This is a genomic window from Alteromonas sp. CNT1-28, from assembly GCF_022348345.1.
Taxonomy (GTDB): domain Bacteria; phylum Pseudomonadota; class Gammaproteobacteria; order Enterobacterales; family Alteromonadaceae; genus Alteromonas; species Alteromonas macleodii.
This window is the reverse complement of sequence record NZ_JAKREZ010000012.1, coordinates 42,993-60,459: the sequence shown is the minus strand read 5'-3', so window position 1 is coordinate 60,459 and position 17,467 is coordinate 42,993. Positions and strand designations below refer to the sequence as shown.

Here is a 17,467-nt window from a genome sequence, read left to right as displayed (position 1 = left end):
TAAGATGAGCAAATGGGGCGTGTTCTGGTGTTCAATCGACGAAAACCGTGTCATTAATGCTCACTTTTCAAGCAAGCAACAATAAATATTGCCAAGTTCGGTGTTAAGCTATTGAGGCATGGCTTAGCGCTGGGTTATTCTATTGGGCTATATGTATGTTAAGTGGGTAGATCCCACGTGCGGTTAGTTGGCGTTGCTACAAACTCGCCTTATGCCGCCCCATAAACGTTTTAACTTTTAATGCGGAAGCCTAAGTTTCATGGCCGATAATCAGTACAATCCGAAAGACATTGAACAACGCGTTCAGCAATACTGGGAAGAAAACCAATCGTTTAAAGCAAATGACGATGTAGAAAAAGAAAAATTCTACTGCCTGTCTATGTTCCCATATCCTAGTGGCCGACTTCACATGGGCCACGTGCGTAACTACACCATTGGTGACGTGATCAGCCGTTTCCAGCGCATGCAGGGTAAAAATGTATTGCAGCCTATGGGTTGGGATGCTTTTGGTCTTCCGGCTGAAAATGCAGCAATTAACAACAACACTGCACCTGCGAAATGGACATACTCAAATATTGATTACATGAAAAGCCAACTTCGCTCGTTGGGTTTCGGTTACGACTGGGATCGCGAAGTAACCACATGTAAATCAGATTATTATCGCTGGGAACAGTGGTTCTTCACGCGTCTTTACGAAAAAGGCCTTGTTTACAAGAAAAACTCTACTGTGAACTGGGACCCTGTAGACCAAACTGTTTTGGCAAACGAGCAGGTAATCGACGGTCGCGGATGGCGCTCTGGTGCGCTGGTTGAGCAAAAAGAGATCCCTCAGTGGTTTATTAAAATTACTGACTACGCCGAAGAACTTTTACAAGACTTAGAACAGCTTGAAGAATGGCCAGACCAAGTACGCGCAATGCAGGCAAACTGGATTGGCCGCTCTGAAGGTGTTGAAATTACCTTCGATTTAGCGTCAGCGGTTAACGACATTACCGATTTGACGGTATATACCACGCGCCCAGATACCTTCTACGGCGTTACTTACGTTGCAGTGGCTGCGCAGCACCCTCTTGCCGAATTCGCAGCAAAATCGAACCCAGATTTAGCGGCCTTTATCGACGAATGTAAAAACACCAAAGTTGCTGAAGCTGAATTAGCAACCATGGAGAAGAAAGGTTTCGCCACGGGTTTTGAGGTTGTTCATCCACTAACCGGTGAAAAGCTTCCAATTTGGGTCGCTAACTTCGTGTTGATGGACTACGGTTCAGGCGCGGTAATGGCCGTTCCTGGCCACGACCAGCGCGATTGGGAATTTGCGACAAAATACAACCTACCTATTCAACAAGTTATTGCGCCTAACGCAGGTGATGAAGATAAGTGCGACCTTACCGCCTCTGCATTTACTGAAAAAGGCAGCTTGATTAATTCAGATAAATTCGACGGTCTTGAGTTCGATGCCGCATTTAACGGTATTGCCGATGAACTTGAAAGCAAAGGCTGTGGAAAGCGCAAAGTAAATTACCGTCTTCGTGACTGGGGCGTAAGCCGTCAGCGCTACTGGGGCGCACCTATTCCTATGCTAAATTTGGAAAACGGTGAATCTGTTCCGGTTCCTGCTGACCAACTACCGGTTGTTTTGCCTGAAGACGTAGAAATGAATGGCGTAACCTCACCAATTAAAGCTGACCCTGAGTGGGCAAAAACCACATACAATGGCGAAGCCGCGTTACGTGAAACGGATACCTTCGACACCTTTATGGAGTCATCATGGTACTACGCGCGCTATGCCTGTGCTACTAACAACGACGCCATGCTTGATCCAACATCAGCTAACTACTGGTTACCAGTAGATCAGTACATTGGTGGTATTGAGCACGCTATCTTGCACTTACTTTACTCGCGTTTCTTCCACAAATTGTTGCGCGATGAAGGCTTGGTAAACTCTGATGAGCCGTTCAAGCGTTTGCTGTGTCAAGGCATGGTATTAGCTGACTCGTACTATCGTGAAGACGCGTCGGGTAAGAAAACCTGGTTCTCGCCTACCGAAGTAAGCACTGAAAAGGACGATAAAGGCCGTATTGTTAAAGCATGGCTAACCGCTGACGGTGAAGAAGTTATTCACGGCGGTATGACGAAAATGTCTAAGTCGAAGAATAACGGTATCGACCCGCAGGAAGTTATTGATCAATACGGTGCCGATACGGTGCGTTTATTTACCATGTTTGCTGCGCCACCAGAGCAAACCCTAGAGTGGGTAGATTCAGGCGTTGAAGGTGCAAACCGTTTCTTACGTCGTATCTGGAAATTAGTGACCGAACACGTTGAAAAAGGCACGCCAGAATCGATTGATGTTAAGGCACTGTCGAAAGACCAACAGGCACTTCGCCGTGAAGTACATAAGACCATTGAAAAGGTGTCTGATGACTTAGGCCGTCGTCAAACCTTTAACACTGCGGTTGCAGCTGTGATGGAATTATTAAATCACCTTCAAAAAGCGCCACAAGAAAACGCGCAGGACATCGCAATTATGCGCGAAGCCTGTGAATCTATCTTGTTGCTTCTAAACCCTATTACGCCGCACATTGCTCACGAGCTATGGAAAGTGTTGGGTCACAGTGAAGATATCGATTTAGCACCATGGCCACAGGCTGATAAAGCCGCATTGGTTGAAGACGAAAAGCTTATCATTGTTCAGGTTAACGGTAAGGTGCGCGCTAAGATGACAATTGCTGCTGATGCTAGCAAAGAGAGCATTGAAGCATCTGCGAAAGAACAGCCTAACGTTCAGCAATTCATCGAAGGTAAAACCATCCGTAAAGTGATTGTTGTGCCTGGCAAGCTTGTAAACATTGTAGCTAACTAGGTCAGATACTGATGAAAAAGCACTTACAATTCGCAGTCGCTGTGTTGGTAACCGTATTGGTTACTGGCTGTGGCTTTCATTTGCGAAGTAGCCCTAGCCTACCCGACGACATTAACACCGTTGCTATTGAAAGTGCCCGAGCACACGCGCCGTTGGCGCGTGCGCTTGATAAACGCTTAAACGTTTACGGTTTATCCAGTGTTAGCGTAGATAAAACATCGCGCTCTAACCAAAACGTAAACATCTATTTGCTTCCAGAAAAATTAGAACGTCAGCTGCTGTCGGTTTACCCTTCGGGTCAAGTTGCTGAATATGAACTGATATATGTTGTGCGTTACCGCGTGCAGTTTCCTGGTAAGGAAGCGGTAATGGTGCAATTTGAAGTAGTACGTGACTATCAAGACGACCCTGACCAAGTGTTGGCAAAGTCTCGTGAACTTGAATTGATGTTAAGTGAAATGCGCGATGAAGCCGCTGATATCATGATCAGACGCCTTTCCAGTCAGGCAGCCGCTGCACCAAATGCATCGACTTCCGTTAGTCAGTAAACATCAGAATTTTTCATGCAGATTTATCCAAACCAATTTAGCCAAGATATCACCAAGGCACTTCGCCCGTGCTATCTGGTGTTTGGAGATGAGCCCCAGCAGAAGTTTGATGTCATTGAGCAAATTCGCGCTAAAGCAAAAGCGAATGGTTTTGAAGAAAGAACCGTTCTTGTTGCTGAAACAGGCTTTAACTGGAATCAGTTGATTGAAGCCACACAAAGCATGTCGCTTTTCTCAAGCCAGCAGTTTATTGAATTAGAGCTACCTACGGGAAAGCCGGGCACTGAAGGCAGTAAAATGCTTCAAGAAGTCGCGGCGTCATTAAACCCCGACATTTTGTTGCTGGTTCACGGCCCCAAAATTGGGAAAGACGTGCAGCGCGGCAAATGGTTTAAAGTGCTTGATGATTTGGGCGCGTCGGTATTGTGCTACCCGCTAGAGGGCAAGCAGCTAAATGCATGGCTAAACCAACAGTTGAATGCCCACCAACTCTCCGTATCAGCGTCTGGTGCTAAAATGATCGCTGATTTCTGCGAAGGCAACATGCTTGCTGCTAAGCAAGAAATAGACAAGCTCGCCCTGCTCTATCCACACCAGTCTATTTCAGACGAACAAATTGAAAAGGCGATGGTCGATCAGTCGCGCTTCAACGTGTTTCAACTGGTTGATGTTATGCTTAGCGGCGACAGTACCCGCTGCATAAAAATGCTATACCGATTAGAGAGCGAGGGTCTGGAGCCTAACATCATTATTTGGGCGCTGATTCGAGAGTGGGAGCAGTTATGGAAACTAAAACTAGCGCAGCAAAACGGTGCCCCCATTCAGTGGCAAAAGTTTGGTATTTGGCGTAATAGACAAGGTTTTTATCAAAGTGCCTTGAATCGTCTGAGCGTCGCCCAGCTAGAAGACATCCAAAATGCGCTGACTCAGGCAGATCATGCATTCAAGCAAAATGTGATTGCCCGCCCTTATGTTGAAATGTGTCACTTGTGCATGATGTTTATGGGTATGGACCTTCGCGACATTCCGCTGTTGCAAGCATAGTGGGCAATTCTAAGTGAGTCTTTCCGGCGCTTCTCGAGCAGATCCAACGGTGAAAGCCATTCTTGGTGGTACGTTTAATCCTCCGCATAAAGGCCATATTGGTGCGGCACTAAAAGCGGCAGATGAAATTGGAGTAGACCACGTTCATCTCATGCCTTGTAAATTAGCTCCGCATAAGTCAGTAGGTGTATCAGAAAGCCACCGGGTAAAAATGATTGAACTTTGCGCCCAAAACAATGACAGACTTATTCCAGAGTTAATTGAACTGACGCTTCCGTCACCCTCTTATACAGTTAAAACCCTGCGTGCACTTAAAGAGAAAAGCGATGACACAATCTGTTTTTTCATTGGCGCAGATTCACTGTATAATCTGGACAAATGGTACGAGTGGGAACACCTGCTCGATTATTGTCACTTAGTGGTTATGCGCAGAGACGATGAGAAATTTTTGCCTCCTCCCGCAATACAAGCTTGGTTAGATTGTCATGTGGCTAACGATAAAAATGTTATTCACGCAAAGCCTGCAGGCCATGTAGTGTTAACCAACACACCGCTTTTTAGTGTTTCATCTACTGAAATTCGTGACGTACTAGCAAGTGCTGCCACGTCCGAGAAATCGGGTACGCCAAACAGTTCAAATGCTAACCTATCTAACTTGTGGTTAGAAGAAAGCGTTTTAGATTACATAAACGAACATCAGTTATATAAAAGTTAAGTAAGTGAGGAAAACTCTTGGAGAGTCAACAGCTCAAACAGTTTGTTAAAGACAAAATTGACGATATGAAAGGCCGTGATGTTATTGAACTAGACGTTCGCGGCAAATCAAGTATTACAGATACCATGATCATTTGTTCAGGTAACTCAAAGCGCCACGTTTCATCTATTGCAGAAAATGTCATGGTAGAAGCGAAGAAAGCGGGCCACGCACCGGGAAGTGTGGAAGGTAAGGAAACCGGCGAATGGGTTCTGGTTGATTTTGGTGATGTTATTTTGCACGTTATGCAAGATGAAACCCGTGATTTCTACCAGCTAGAGAAACTGTGGTCGTAGTGGCGTAAACGCTTGCTATAAACATGCAGTAACACGGTCAATAAAGGCCATACTCAAATGTGTATGGCCTTTATTGTATAAGTGAAATACTAATTCCTGCGGTAAGGGTAAAAGAAGTGCGTATACAAATCGTCGCGGTTGGAACAAAGATGCCAAACTGGGTAAATACCGGTGTGGATGAATTTATTCGTCGATTTCCTAGCGACATGCCAGTGTCATTCACTGAAATACCCGCCGGAAAGCGAGGCAAAAACGCGGATATTAAGCGCATCTTGGAAAAAGAAGGCGAGCAAATGCTAGCCGCTATTCCCAAAGGAAACCGCATTGTTACGTTAGAAGTAACGGGCAAACCCTGGGACACACCCACTTTAGCAAAACAGCTCGACAATTGGAAAATGGACGGACGGGACGTAAGTCTGCTTATTGGTGGTCCAGAAGGGCTAGCACCAGAATGTATTGCTGCGTCGGAACAAAAGTGGTCCTTATCAGCCTTAACTCTACCCCATCCACTTGTTAGGATCATTCTTACAGAAAGCTTATACCGCGCGTGGTCGGTGACGCAAAACCACCCATATCACCGTGAATAAGGCGTCGCCAGACTAATGCAAAGGAAATCAATGCCAAGAAAACGACAAGCTATTCGCGATCATTCTGCAGAAGCGAACTTGTTTGCACGCCGTGCGACCATTGCTTTTATTATTGTTGTTGCCATGTTGGGCATTGTACTTAATAACCTTTATTCTTTGCAGGTTACCCAGTTTGAAGATTATCAAACCCGTTCTAACGGTAATCGCATTAAAGTTCTGCCGATAGCGCCAAACCGTGGTCTTATCTATGACCGCAACGGCGTGCTTTTAGCCGAAAACCGCCCGGTTTTCAGTTTGGAAGTTATTCCAGAGCAAGTGGATGACATCGACCAAACCCTGGCAGATTTAACAGAACTAATGGGTATAACCAATGACGAACTTGAGCGCTTCCAGTCAGCGCTTAAAGGTACCCGACGATTTAAACCCGTTGCGCTTCGCACTCAGTTAAGCGAAGAAGAAGTCGCGCTATTTTCTGCCAGCAAACACAAGTTTCCAGGTGTTCAAATTGAAGCGCGTTTGGCACGTCATTATCCGTATAAAGAAACCCTAACCCATGCCCTGGGTTATGTTGCACGCATTAACAAGCGAGACCTACAAAAGCTAGTCGAAGCAGGCCAAGAAGATAATTACGCTGCCACCCACGATATTGGCAAGCTAGGCATTGAGAAATACCATGAAGAGCTACTCCATGGAAAGGTGGGTTACCAGCAGGTAGAGGTGAATAACCAAGGCCGCATTATTCGTGTACTTAGTGTTGAACCACCAACACCAGGCAAAGACATCGTACTTAACTTAGATTTAGAGCTTCAGTTAGAGGCTCAGCGAATAATAGAAGGCATGCGCGGCGCTGTTGTGGTCACCGATGTAAAAACCGGTGGCGTACTCGCCCTCTACTCCAACCCTAGCTACGACCCCAATTTATTTGTGCACGGCATCAGCAGCAAGAATTACTCTGCGCTACTGAATTCGCCAGACCGCCCGTTAATTAACCGAGCAACACAGGGGCAATACCCTCCCGCTTCAACCATTAAACCCCACTTAGGTTTTGTGGGGCTAGAAGAAGGAGTAATCACTAAAGACTATACGGTTAATGACACTGGACGCTATCAACTGCCAAATGTGTCGCACGTGTGGCGCGATTGGCGTCGATGGGGCCACGGTAAAGTAGATGTGGCTAAAGCAATAGAAGTGTCGTGCGATACTTATTATTACGAGCTAGCGTATAAACTGGGTATCGATAAAATCAGTGAATCTATGTACGAATTCGGGTTCGGTGATTTCACAGGCATTGACCTGTATGAAGAATCCGATGCTAATATGCCGAGCCGCGGCTGGAAACGCGCTCGCTTTAATCAACCTTGGTATATTGGTGACACCATCCCCGTTGGTATAGGACAGAGCTATTGGACCACCACGCCGGTACAGTTAAATACATCGGTTAACACGCTGATCAATGCGGGGGAACGTTATATTCCACAAATCATTCGCGGTTATATGAACACCGATAGTTCTGTCGACCTTATCCCACTTAAGTCGCTGCGGCCTATAGAAATTAAGAACCGTAACAATTTGGATGTGGTGTTAAACGCCATGCGCGATGTTGTGAGTGGCGAAGAAGGCGGCGCACGTCATGCATTTGCAGATACTCCTTACGACTCTGCGGGTAAGACAGGAACAGCACAGTTATTTACCGTAGGTCAGAATGAAAAATATGACGCTACTAAAATTGATGAGCGTCTTCGAGACAACGCCATGTATGTAGGCTTTGCACCTTTTAATGACCCAGAAATATCAGTAACCGTGGTCCTTGAAAACGTAGGCGGTGGTAGTAAGAACGCAGCCCCTGTCGCCCGTCAAATCATGGATTTCTATTTCAGAGACCGTGTTTTTGAAACTGCCAAGGCTAACTCGGCAAACAGTGATAATGAGTTAGGGACGAACTAGTGAAGAGAACTACCATAAACCCTAATAAAATAAGTTTTCTTCAACGCATTCATATCGATGGCTGGCTGTTAGTCGGGCTACTCGTGTTAAGTTGTGTTGGGCTATTTACTCTGTACTCGGCGTCAGGTCAGGATATGGAGCAAATGGAGCGCCAGTTTATCAGGCTGGGATTTAGCTTTATCGTTATGTTTGGGTTAGCCCAAGCCCCTTTGGGCGTGTTTAGGTTTTTCTCAACCTATGCCTATGGTGCAGGCCTGCTTATGCTAATTGCCGTATTATTATTTGGTGATATGGGCAAAGGCGCACAGCGCTGGCTAGACCTGGGCTTTATCCGTTTTCAGCCCTCTGAACTGATGAAGCTTGCCGTGCCCATGATGGTGGCATGGTATATCAGTAAATTCACTATGCCCCCACGCACGACACACATTATCGTTGGGTTTGGTTTGGTGGTCGTGCCCACCATTCTCATTGCAAAGCAGCCTGATTTGGGGACCTCATTACTCATCGCCAGTTCAGGAATCTTTGCCATATTCCTGGCAGGTATGAGCTGGCGGCTTATTTCTGTTGTAGGCGGGTTAGTTGGCGCGTTTGCGCCTGTGATGTGGTTCTTTTTAATGAAGGATTATCAAAAACAGCGGGTGCTTACCTTTTTAAATCCAGAAAGCGACCCGCTAGGGTCTGGCTACCACATAATCCAATCTAAAATTGCCATTGGTTCCGGTGGTGTAGACGGCAAAGGCTGGCTGCAAGGCACGCAATCACAACTCGAGTTTTTACCCGAACGTCACACCGACTTTATCTTTTCAGTATTCAGCGAAGAGTTTGGTCTTACCGGTGTAATGTGTTTAATGGCAATATACATTTTTATAATTATGCGCGGCCTTATAATTTCTAGTCGAGCACAAGACGCCTATGCAAAATTGCTTGGTGGCAGTATTACCCTCACCTTTTTTGTTTATGTATTTGTAAACATGGGCATGGTGTCCGGATTACTTCCCGTGGTGGGTGTTCCCCTTCCTCTAGTGAGCTTTGGAGGAACATCTATGGTGACTTTAATGGCAGGTTTTGGCATTCTTATGGCCATTGCCACTCAGAAACGTTTAATGTCTAGATAACTTGTATGTTGCAGCGCCTTTTTTCGGTACTTGATTTTGTAAAAGCGGGTTTAGTTAATGCGGGTCTTGTTAACCAGAATCTGGCAAACGGACAGTTCTTTCGCTATGGCTCAGCTGTTTTAATAGTTTTGGCATTAGTGGGATGCCAAAGTGCACCTACACAATCTGGTCGCTATACTCAAAAGCAAGACTCAGCGCCTAAGCACGTTGCCAAGAAACCAGAAACACTTGATGCTGTACCAAAATACGAAGCCTACCGCATGTTTAACAGCAGGCCCTACAAGGTACTGGGCAAGCACTACACGCCAATGGATAGTGGTAAGGGCTATGAAGAGGTCGGCTACGCCAGTTGGTATGGCCAAAAGTTTCACGGTCACTTAACCTCAAATGGCGAAACTTACAATATGTTTGCCATGAGCGCGGCTCACAAAACATTGCCACTGCCCTCTTACGTGCGTGTTACTAACTTGGAAAATAACAAACAAGCGATCGTCCGCGTTAACGACCGAGGCCCTTTTCACGATGATAGAATTATCGATTTGTCGTATGCAGCCGCAGTAAAACTAGGCTACCACAGCAAAGGCACAGCGCGAGTCAAACTTGAAGTTATCCACTTTGACGAACAAAACAATGTGACGGTGGGAAACAGTCCAACTGTTACTTACGATGAATACTTGGGTATTGCGGTAGTACCCGCACCGGCCATGGCAGCAACTTCACCCACCCCGCCATTAGCCCCCTCTTCGAACACCGCGGATACCAACTCAAGCAGCAGTGAGAAAAGTAGCAACGCGGTAAGTGATGCGATTTATATTCAAGTTGCTGCGCTTTCAAACGCCGAGAAAGCAAAATCTATCTCTAACGTGCTATCGGCGTTATATCAAATTCCCGCTCACCTGCCAGTAGCAGATAACATTTATAAACTACAGTTAGGCCCTATCCACGATGAAGCAGTCGTCGCGGAGGTTCTTGAACAATTAAAGCAAAATGGCTATCCCAACGCTTACGCGATTACGCAGACCATGTAGTTAGTTGGGTTGTCGCACGCTCATAAAAACAACGACATTGTGGCAGCATTGTGTCATTCAGCAGGCAATATCACGGTTTCTTCGCCTAATACCTACAATCACGTAAACTTTTTTGATAAAACCTAGTCTTATAAGCAGCCTTTCGTTAAGATCTCTCGTCACCTCAGCTAATAAGTAGGTGAAACAACAGAATTCGGTTACGAACTGGACAAAAGCTAAAATTGGGTAGCCATGTTTTGCGGTCATCGTTTCGCGGTCATCGCAACAATAGGGTAAGCTTTAACTCACACGGATAAAACGGTCAAAGAAATTAGAACCATGCTCAGAATAATTCAACGCGCTAAACCGTCATTACTTTCATTTGCCTTTTTGGTGATAGGCACTTTACTACACACAGCAAATGCTGCCGTAGTCACTCCGCCTGCTCCTTCAGTTGCCGCAGAAGGTTTTCTTCTAACCGACTTTGAAACGGGTCATGTGATTGCATCTAAAAATGCAGACATGCAGCTTGCTCCTGCGAGCTTAACGAAAATAATGACTATTTATGTTATTGGCAAAGAATTACAGGCCGGTAACATCAGCTTAGACGACGAAGTGACTATCTCGGAAAACGCATGGGCGAAGAAATTCCCTGACTCGTCAAAAATGTTTATTGAAGTAGGTACACAAGTTTCAGTACGTGACTTACTACGTGGCATTGTTGTGCAGTCAGGTAACGACGCCTGTGTTGCTATGGCAGAACACGTAGCAGGTTCAGAATCTGCTTTTGCCAGCATGATGAATGCACACACGGCATCACTTGGCATGAGTGGTTCTCACTGGGTTAATGCTCACGGTCTTCACGACCCTGACCACTACACTACCCCTCGTGACATGGCGATTCTGTCTCGCGCGCTTATCGCAGAAACGCCAGAAATGTACAAGATTTATAGCGAGAAGGAATTCACCTACAACGGCATTAAGCAATACAACCGCAATAGCCTGTTGTGGGACAAAAGCTTAAACGTTGATGGCATTAAAACTGGCCACACGTCTGATGCGGGCTACAGCCTAATCACTTCTGCAGAGCAAGGCGGTATGCGTCTAATCTCTGTAGTTATGGGGACTGATAGCGAACGTGCACGTAAAGTTGAAAACAAAAAGCTACTTAAGTATGGCTTCCGTTTTTACGAGACACTTACGCCATACCAAGCTGGTCATAGTTTCGTTGCTCACCGCATCTATATGGGTGATAGAGAGACAGTAGACCTTGGAATTAATCAATCTACCCCCATTACTATTCCACGCGGTCAGGCGGCTAATTTAGAAGCTAACTTCGAACTTGATGACAAGCTTGAAGCACCACTTGCAAAAGGTCAGGTTGTTGGAAAACTTTATCTACAACTAGACGGTGAAGATGTGGCTAGCTATCCCCTAGTTACCCTTCAAGAAGTAAAAGAAGGCAGCTTCTTTAATCGCATGAAAGACTACATTATGCTTCAGCTAGGATTTGACGACGAGTAAACACCTTTACTGAATACGTTAAAAAGCTAGTTGTGAAGCGGCCAGATTTGTTACAATCTGGCCGTTTTTTTATATGATATTTTAAGTACCAAGGATATCGCATGGATACCCGTTTCGACGAATTACTAGATTTTCCAACAAACCAAACGTTTAAAGTCATGGGCGTTGCTCATGAAGACCTACCTCAACAGGTAGTGAGCTGCCTTCAGCAACATGCGCCAGGCGATTACTCGCCTAACGTAAAACCAAGTAGTAAAGGTACTTACCACTCGGTTTCTATCAGTGTGCGTGTAACCAGTAAAGAGCACATGGAAACCATTTACACTGAACTTGCCAAATTAGAGCTGGTTAGGGTTGTACTTTAAGTGAATGAGCAGTCGATAGCGTCTGACGCAAACGGCGTTATAGTGCGTCAATTAGGGCGTCAGCCGTATGAGCCTATCTTCGAGGCAATGAAGCGCTTCACCGATGAACGCGACCAAAACACCCAGGATGAAATTTGGCTTGTTGAGCACGATGCTGTCTTTACGCAAGGACAAGCGGGCAAAGCTGAACACATACTTATGCCTGGTGACATTCCTGTTGTTCAGGTTGACCGGGGCGGCCAAGTGACCTACCACGGTCCAGGGCAACAAGTTATTTATCTGATGCTAAACATTAAGCGCAGAAAACTGGGTGTTCGTCATTTAGTCACTGCTATGGAAGAAGCGGTGGTCGGACTACTCGAAAAATATGGCGTAACCGCGTACCCAAAGCCCGATGCGCCTGGCGTATACGTCGATGAGAAGAAAGTTTGTTCATTAGGTTTAAGAATACGTAATGGCTGCTCGTTTCATGGCTTAGCTTTAAATGTTAATATGGACTTATCACCGTTTCAGCGTATTAACCCTTGCGGTTATGCCGGTATGGAAATGATCGATACCGCGCGCCTCAATGGTCCAACTACGCTTGAGACCGCTGGTAATGAATTAACGCATTTGTTGCTAGAAGCGCTTTCCATTGCACAGCCAACATACAAAGAAGGTTTTGATGAGTAATGCACGACCTCAAGCGGGGGTAAAACTCCGTGATGATGAAAAAGTAAAACACATTCCCGTCACTATTATTCCTACTGAAAAGGAAGAAATGCTGCGCAAGCCGGAGTGGATTAAAATCAAGCTTCCTCGTACTACCGAGAAAATTGATCACATCAAACAAACACTTCGCAAAAACAACCTTCACTCTGTGTGTGAAGAAGCGAGTTGTCCTAACCTTGCCGAGTGTTTCAACCACGGTACAGCCACCTTTATGATTCTTGGTGATATTTGTACCCGTCGTTGTCCTTTCTGTGACGTAGCCCACGGTAAACCACTGCCTCCGAGCGCAGAAGAGCCTGAGAAGCTGGCTAAAACCATTGCAGAAATGAATTTGCGCTATGTGGTTATTACTTCTGTTGACCGCGATGACCTTCGCGACGGTGGCGCTCAGCATTTCGTAGATTGTATTAATGCCATTCGCGAACACAGCCCAACAACGACAATCGAAGTATTAGTACCCGATTTTCGTGGACGTATGGATCGTGCACTTGAGATTTTCAAAAATGGCGTGCCTGATGTGTTCAACCACAACTTAGAGACGATCCCCCGTTTATACCGTGAATGTCGCCCTGGCGCGAATTACCAATGGTCGTTGGATTTGCTTAAGAAGTTTAAAGCGCAACACCCTGACGTGATGACCAAATCTGGTCTGATGATGGGTATGGGCGAAGAGAACGAAGAAATTCAAGGCGTACTTGATGATCTGCGCGCTCACAATGTGGACATGCTTACGCTGGGTCAATACCTTCAGCCAAGCCGTCACCACTACCCGGTTAAGCGCTACGTACACCCCAAGGAATTCGACGCCCTTGGTGACTACGCAAAAGAAATTGGCTTCACGCATGCAGCATGTGGCCCTATGGTCCGCTCGAGCTACCATGCAGACCAACAAGCAGCGGGTAAAGAAGTTAAGTAGTACCGAACTTCAGCATAGGGCTCAGCCTAACGTTGCTAAAAAGTTGATACAGAATAAAAGCGGTGATCTTCACCGCTTTTTTGTGCCTTCGTATTTCAGGGTGACAAACCCGTGGGTATTGTTAGAATGCCCGTCAAATTACGCTATCCCCTTTTGAAAAGTATTCCCAAATTAAGGGTAAGGTCATTTCATGCGCAAACATATATACATTGCCTATACAGGTGGAACTATTGGTATGAAGCCGTCTAAGCAAGGCTACGTACCCGCTGCAGGCTTCTTGTCAGACACACTGAAAAAGATGCCGGAGTTTCACCGCTCTGAAATGCCCCTTTTTACACTACATGAATACGATAACCTTATCGATTCATCAGACATGGATCCGTCTGACTGGCAGCGTATTGCCGATGATATCGCCGACAACTACGACAAGTACGATGGCTTCATTATTTTGCACGGTACAGACACCATGGCATACACCGCCTCGGCGTTGAGTTTCATGCTTGAGGATTTGTCAAAACCTGTCATTGTTACCGGTTCTCAAATTCCACTGGCAGAGCTTCGCTCAGATGGTCAAGTCAACCTTCTAAACGCGTTATACGTTGCCGCGAACTTCCCCATTGCCGAAGTCGGACTGTTCTTCAACAACAGACTACTTCGTGGCAACCGCAGCCGTAAAGTAGATGCAGATGGGTTCAGTGCCTTTGACTCCCCTAACTTTCCTCCACTGTTAGAAGCTGGCATTAACATTCGTCTGAAAGCCGGTGAATTAGCGAAGACACCAAATAACACCTTAACGGTATCGAACGTCAAAGCCCAACCGATCGGCATGGTTAGTTTGTATCCAGGTATTGCGCCAGAGGTGATTAAAAACACGCTGCAGCAGCCGGTGAATGCACTGATTTTACTGAGCTATGGTGTGGGCAATGCACCTCAGAACCCTGAGCTTATTGCACAGTTAAAATACGCAAAAGCCAGAGAAATTCCTGTTTTGAATTGTACCCAGTGTATGCGCGGTCGCGTAAACATGGGTGGCTATGCCACCGGCCATTGCCTACAAGAAGTAGGAGTTTTATCGGGTAGCGATATGACACCCGAGGCTGCCCTCGCGAAACTGCACTACTTATTAAGTAAAGGGCTTCCTTTTGAGGAAATAAGCCATCTATTAACGCAAAACTTGCGCGGCGAATTAAGCGACTAACAGCGTTACAAATAAAGTTTTTAAGAAAAAGGTTTCAACAAGTGACAACAACATATTCGGGTATGCTTAAAAAAATGCGTACCTCCGCCGATGAAAACAATACCGTGCACTACTCGCTTCCAATTGGTGATGAGTTGGTAGATATCAATTCTCTTATCGGCAAGGAAGTAACGGTAACCTACTCTGGTGAAATCAACTGTGTTCACTGCAACCGCAAAACCAAAAAAAGCTTCAACCAAGGATACTGCTACCCGTGTTTGATATCGCTGGCACAATGCGATAGCTGCATTATTAAGCCAGAAAAGTGCCATTACCACGAAGGGACGTGCAGAGAACCTCAGTGGGGTGAAGAACATTGCTTTAGTGAGCATTTTGTTTATTTGGCTAACACAGGTACGGTAAAAGTGGGCATCACTCGTCAAGTCACCGAAGGCGTGTCTACGCGGTGGATGGATCAAGGAGCTACGCAAGCTACCGTAATGCTGCGAGTTCCTGACAGGCTTACCAGTGGTTTGGTTGAAACGTTATGCAAAGATCACATTGCAGATAAAACCAATTGGCGAACAATGTTAAAGGGCAAACCTGACGAGGTTGATTTAGAACAGGTCAAAACCGAATTAATGGGTAAAATTGAAAGTGAGCTAGAAGCGCTGAAGCAAGAAAAAGGGCTTCAAGCAGTATCAGAAGTGACTACGCCTATCCATGATATTCATTACCCTGTTGAAGATTATCCGGTAAAGATAAAATCTTTAAACTTAGATAAGACACCGTCATTTACTGGTGTGTTGCAAGGTATCAAAGGGCAATACTGGATGCTAGATGGCGATCGCGTTATTAATATCAGGAAGTTCGCTGGTTATAATGTAGACCTATCTTTCTAGGTTAAATGTTAGGGTCTTATTTTAGCTTACTTATAAAAATAAGACCCTTCTTACTCGCCGCTAGCTATCTAATGCGGCAGTTTATTCGAATAGGTATCAACTACTGCCAGAATTCAAAGTAGTCGTTACTATTTCTTTGCGGTTTAGGTGCAGGCTCAAACGCTGGTGTTCCTAAATATAAGAAACCTACCAGCTCGTCTTCTTCACTTAAACCTAATCCGTTTCTTACCGTCTCACAGTGTGCGTAGCCACCGGTGCGCCACATGCCGTTAAACCCTTGTGCTACTGCTGCCATTTGCATCGCCATAACGCCACAGCTTGCCGACGCTATCTGCTCAACACGCGGTACCTTTTCATGTTCCACATGCTTTGCGATGGCTACGATAACCATAGGTGCGCGGTGAGGAAGCTGCACGGCACGTTCAATTTCTTTCTGCGACTTTTCATTTTCAATAGCGGATTGCTCATAGAGTGCACCTAGCTTATCAAGCCCTTTTCCTGTGCACACGATAAAACGCCAAGGAGTAAGACAAGCATGGTCTGGGGCACGTAGTGCAGCCTGCATAATATTCTCTAAGGCATCTCCACTAGGTGCTGGCGCTTCCAATCGAGGCTGAGAACTTCTGTTGAGTAACAATGTTAATGCGTCCATTTACGTCCCTACTTTATTTTTTCGCGTTGCTATTATCACGCTTCGATTTTCACAATCGAGACAAGCGTGCCAACAACAATAATTTACCTAACCTGAATGCTAGATCCTACGGTTCATAAACGAAAAAGACCAGAAAATTCCGGCCTTTTGTACAGGAAATGGAGCGTCCCTAATTACTTTTAGAACGCATGGCTTTATTCATATAGAAATCGACACTAAAGAAGCGTCCACCACCATAGATAAACAAAACTAAAAGCATAATAAAATAGGTAGCTGCGAATTCGATGCCGTTGTTAAGTACCACAAAGTTACCGCTGGAAGTAAGCCAGTCATAATGGCCGTGCTCTTGTAACAATGATTTAGCTGCCGCAAGCTTTTCTGGCGCAGCCATAATGTTTTCATTCAGTAAGATTGTACCGTCAGCTAGCCATGAAGACGCATCAGCAATAGCGAGCCATCCATTCTTAGCGTGAACACTCACCATAGCGACTATCATGGTTACCATTAATGGAATACTCACCAAGCGGGTCAATGCACCCAATAACAATAGAACACCGCCCACGAGTTCTGCGGCTGTAGCTAAGAACGCCATTACCAAAGGCATTGGTAAACCAAGCCCATAATCATCGTTACCAAACCAATCTACAATACTGTCGAAACTGGATGCTTTATTCCAGCCAGCCTGTATCATCACTGGTGCTAAATACAAGCGCAATAAAAGTAAAGGAATGCCATCTGCCACTTGCAGTCGGGCTACGATTTGTTGGTAAATGTGTGTCATTGTTTTGCCTACTTTGTGTGATTAAGAAATAAGAACGGCACTTTATGAAAAAAATTTCATCGCGCGAAAATAAGCCCTCACCGTTTTTACGACTAATGAAAAAGGGCCATGGAAAAACCGGCTATAAAGCAAAGAATGGAAAATTTCTTATGACGATGAGCGAGGATAGTCACAAACGTATTGCCTCCCTCATTCGAAAGTGGCTGGAACAAGACGAAAAAAAGAACGCAGAATAAAAGTCATCGTAAGTCGCCGAAAACAAAGACACTCACAAAAAATTA

At 45.5% G+C, this 17,467-nt stretch carries 18 protein-coding genes; 16 read left to right on the top strand and 2 right to left on the bottom strand.

The genetic code is table 11. From position 1 onward, the window contains the following. Positions 1 to 259 precede the first annotated feature (259 nt). The 15 genes from leuS to MHN02_RS09865 all read left to right on the top strand — a co-directional run bounded on the left by leuS (position 260) and on the right by MHN02_RS09865 (position 15,753). Positions 260 to 2,863 carry a leucine--tRNA ligase gene (gene leuS, locus MHN02_RS09935; protein ID WP_239245817.1) on the top strand — a complete coding sequence of 868 codons (2,604 nt, stop codon included), beginning with the start codon at positions 260 to 262 and terminating at the stop codon, positions 2,861 to 2,863. A gap of 11 nt (positions 2,864 to 2,874) precedes the next feature. After that, positions 2,875 to 3,411, top strand: coding sequence for an LPS assembly lipoprotein LptE (gene lptE, locus MHN02_RS09930; protein ID WP_239245815.1), 537 nt, complete (start codon positions 2,875 to 2,877; stop codon positions 3,409 to 3,411). A 15-nt stretch (positions 3,412 to 3,426) separates the two neighbouring features. Continuing rightward, entirely contained in the window at positions 3,427 to 4,455 is a 1,029-nt protein-coding gene (gene holA, locus MHN02_RS09925) for a DNA polymerase III subunit delta (protein WP_239245813.1), read from the top strand. Between the two features lie 13 nt (positions 4,456 to 4,468). Beyond that, the gene (gene nadD, locus MHN02_RS09920) at positions 4,469 to 5,170 is read left to right on the top strand and encodes a nicotinate (nicotinamide) nucleotide adenylyltransferase (protein ID WP_239245811.1); all 702 of its coding nucleotides are present in this window, start codon (positions 4,469 to 4,471) and stop codon (positions 5,168 to 5,170) included. 17 nt (positions 5,171 to 5,187) lie between these two features. Beyond that, positions 5,188 to 5,505, top strand: a complete 318-nt coding sequence (rsfS, locus tag MHN02_RS09915) for a ribosome silencing factor (protein WP_014949353.1) — start codon at positions 5,188 to 5,190, stop codon at positions 5,503 to 5,505. Positions 5,506 to 5,621: 116 nt separating this feature from the next. Then, positions 5,622 to 6,092, top strand: coding sequence for a 23S rRNA (pseudouridine(1915)-N(3))-methyltransferase RlmH (rlmH, locus tag MHN02_RS09910; protein WP_039220720.1), 471 nt, complete (start codon positions 5,622 to 5,624; stop codon positions 6,090 to 6,092). Positions 6,093 to 6,122: 30 nt separating this feature from the next. Further along, positions 6,123 to 8,036 carry a penicillin-binding protein 2 gene (mrdA, locus tag MHN02_RS09905; RefSeq protein WP_084081844.1) on the top strand — a complete coding sequence of 638 codons (1,914 nt, stop codon included), beginning with the start codon at positions 6,123 to 6,125 and terminating at the stop codon, positions 8,034 to 8,036. Then, positions 8,036 to 9,151, top strand: coding sequence for a rod shape-determining protein RodA (gene rodA / locus MHN02_RS09900; RefSeq protein WP_239245809.1), 1,116 nt, complete (start codon positions 8,036 to 8,038; stop codon positions 9,149 to 9,151). Before mrdA ends, rodA begins: the two co-directional genes overlap by 1 nt. Before the next feature lie 5 nt (positions 9,152 to 9,156). Next, entirely contained in the window at positions 9,157 to 10,179 is a 1,023-nt protein-coding gene (locus tag MHN02_RS09895) for a septal ring lytic transglycosylase RlpA family protein (RefSeq protein WP_171337159.1), read from the top strand. A 318-nt stretch (positions 10,180 to 10,497) separates the two neighbouring features. Continuing rightward, on the top strand, positions 10,498 to 11,682 hold the full coding sequence (locus tag MHN02_RS09890; RefSeq protein ID WP_014949348.1) for a D-alanyl-D-alanine carboxypeptidase family protein: 1,185 nt from the start codon (positions 10,498 to 10,500) through the stop codon (positions 11,680 to 11,682). 101 nt (positions 11,683 to 11,783) lie between these two features. Continuing rightward, a complete protein-coding gene (gene ybeD / locus MHN02_RS09885; protein WP_014949347.1) occupies positions 11,784 to 12,047 on the top strand; it encodes a DUF493 family protein YbeD in 264 nt (87 codons plus the stop codon). Beyond that, positions 12,048 to 12,719: a lipoyl(octanoyl) transferase LipB gene (gene lipB / locus MHN02_RS09880; RefSeq protein WP_014976409.1), complete on the top strand. Its 672-nt coding sequence runs from the start codon at positions 12,048 to 12,050 to the stop codon at positions 12,717 to 12,719. Beyond that, positions 12,712 to 13,674 (top strand): lipoyl synthase, encoded by a 963-nt coding sequence (gene lipA / locus MHN02_RS09875; protein WP_014998236.1) that lies wholly within the window; start codon positions 12,712 to 12,714, stop codon positions 13,672 to 13,674. Before lipB ends, lipA begins: the two co-directional genes overlap by 8 nt. A 190-nt stretch (positions 13,675 to 13,864) precedes the next feature. Next, a complete protein-coding gene (ansA, locus tag MHN02_RS09870; RefSeq protein ID WP_239245807.1) occupies positions 13,865 to 14,872 on the top strand; it encodes an asparaginase in 1,008 nt (335 codons plus the stop codon). A 41-nt stretch (positions 14,873 to 14,913) separates the two neighbouring features. Beyond that, positions 14,914 to 15,753 carry a DUF2797 domain-containing protein gene (locus MHN02_RS09865; protein ID WP_014976406.1) on the top strand — a complete coding sequence of 280 codons (840 nt, stop codon included), beginning with the start codon at positions 14,914 to 14,916 and terminating at the stop codon, positions 15,751 to 15,753. Positions 15,754 to 15,853: 100 nt separating this feature from the next. On the opposite strand, the gene MHN02_RS09860 is transcribed toward MHN02_RS09865, so the two are convergent. Together MHN02_RS09860 and MHN02_RS09855 are read right to left on the bottom strand one after the other, a co-directional pair. Then, the gene (locus MHN02_RS09860; protein WP_014949342.1) at positions 15,854 to 16,405 is read right to left on the bottom strand and encodes an NAD(P)H nitroreductase; all 552 of its coding nucleotides are present in this window, start codon (positions 16,403 to 16,405) and stop codon (positions 15,854 to 15,856) included. A gap of 169 nt (positions 16,406 to 16,574) precedes the next feature. Next, positions 16,575 to 17,186 carry a DoxX family protein gene (locus MHN02_RS09855; protein WP_239245805.1) on the bottom strand — a complete coding sequence of 204 codons (612 nt, stop codon included), beginning with the start codon at positions 17,184 to 17,186 and terminating at the stop codon, positions 16,575 to 16,577. 44 nt (positions 17,187 to 17,230) lie between these two features. Here MHN02_RS09855 and MHN02_RS09850 point away from each other — a divergent pair, with 44 nt between their 5' ends. Beyond that, on the top strand, positions 17,231 to 17,422 hold the full coding sequence (locus MHN02_RS09850; RefSeq protein ID WP_014949340.1) for a hypothetical protein: 192 nt from the start codon (positions 17,231 to 17,233) through the stop codon (positions 17,420 to 17,422). Positions 17,423 to 17,467 lie beyond the last annotated feature (45 nt).

Excerpts from the sequence above, each read along its gene's own strand:
- leuS (WP_239245817.1), top strand. The coding sequence starts at position 260 with ATGGCCGATAATCAGTACAATCCGAAAGACATTGAACAACGCGTTCAG.
- lptE (WP_239245815.1), top strand. The coding sequence starts at position 2,875 with ATGAAAAAGCACTTACAATTCGCAGTCGCTGTGTTGGTAACCGTATTG.
- holA (WP_239245813.1), top strand. The coding sequence starts at position 3,427 with ATGCAGATTTATCCAAACCAATTTAGCCAAGATATCACCAAGGCACTT.
- mrdA (WP_084081844.1), top strand. The coding sequence starts at position 6,123 with ATGCCAAGAAAACGACAAGCTATTCGCGATCATTCTGCAGAAGCGAAC.
- MHN02_RS09895 (WP_171337159.1), top strand. The coding sequence starts at position 9,157 with ATGTTGCAGCGCCTTTTTTCGGTACTTGATTTTGTAAAAGCGGGTTTA.
- MHN02_RS09890 (WP_014949348.1), top strand. The coding sequence starts at position 10,498 with ATGCTCAGAATAATTCAACGCGCTAAACCGTCATTACTTTCATTTGCC.
- ybeD (WP_014949347.1), top strand. The coding sequence starts at position 11,784 with ATGGATACCCGTTTCGACGAATTACTAGATTTTCCAACAAACCAAACG.
- lipA (WP_014998236.1), top strand. The coding sequence starts at position 12,712 with ATGAGTAATGCACGACCTCAAGCGGGGGTAAAACTCCGTGATGATGAA.
- ansA (WP_239245807.1), top strand. The coding sequence starts at position 13,865 with ATGCGCAAACATATATACATTGCCTATACAGGTGGAACTATTGGTATG.
- MHN02_RS09860 (WP_014949342.1), bottom strand. The coding sequence starts at position 16,405 with ATGGACGCATTAACATTGTTACTCAACAGAAGTTCTCAGCCTCGATTG.
- MHN02_RS09855 (WP_239245805.1), bottom strand. The coding sequence starts at position 17,186 with ATGACACACATTTACCAACAAATCGTAGCCCGACTGCAAGTGGCAGAT.
- MHN02_RS09850 (WP_014949340.1), top strand. The coding sequence starts at position 17,231 with ATGAAAAAAATTTCATCGCGCGAAAATAAGCCCTCACCGTTTTTACGA.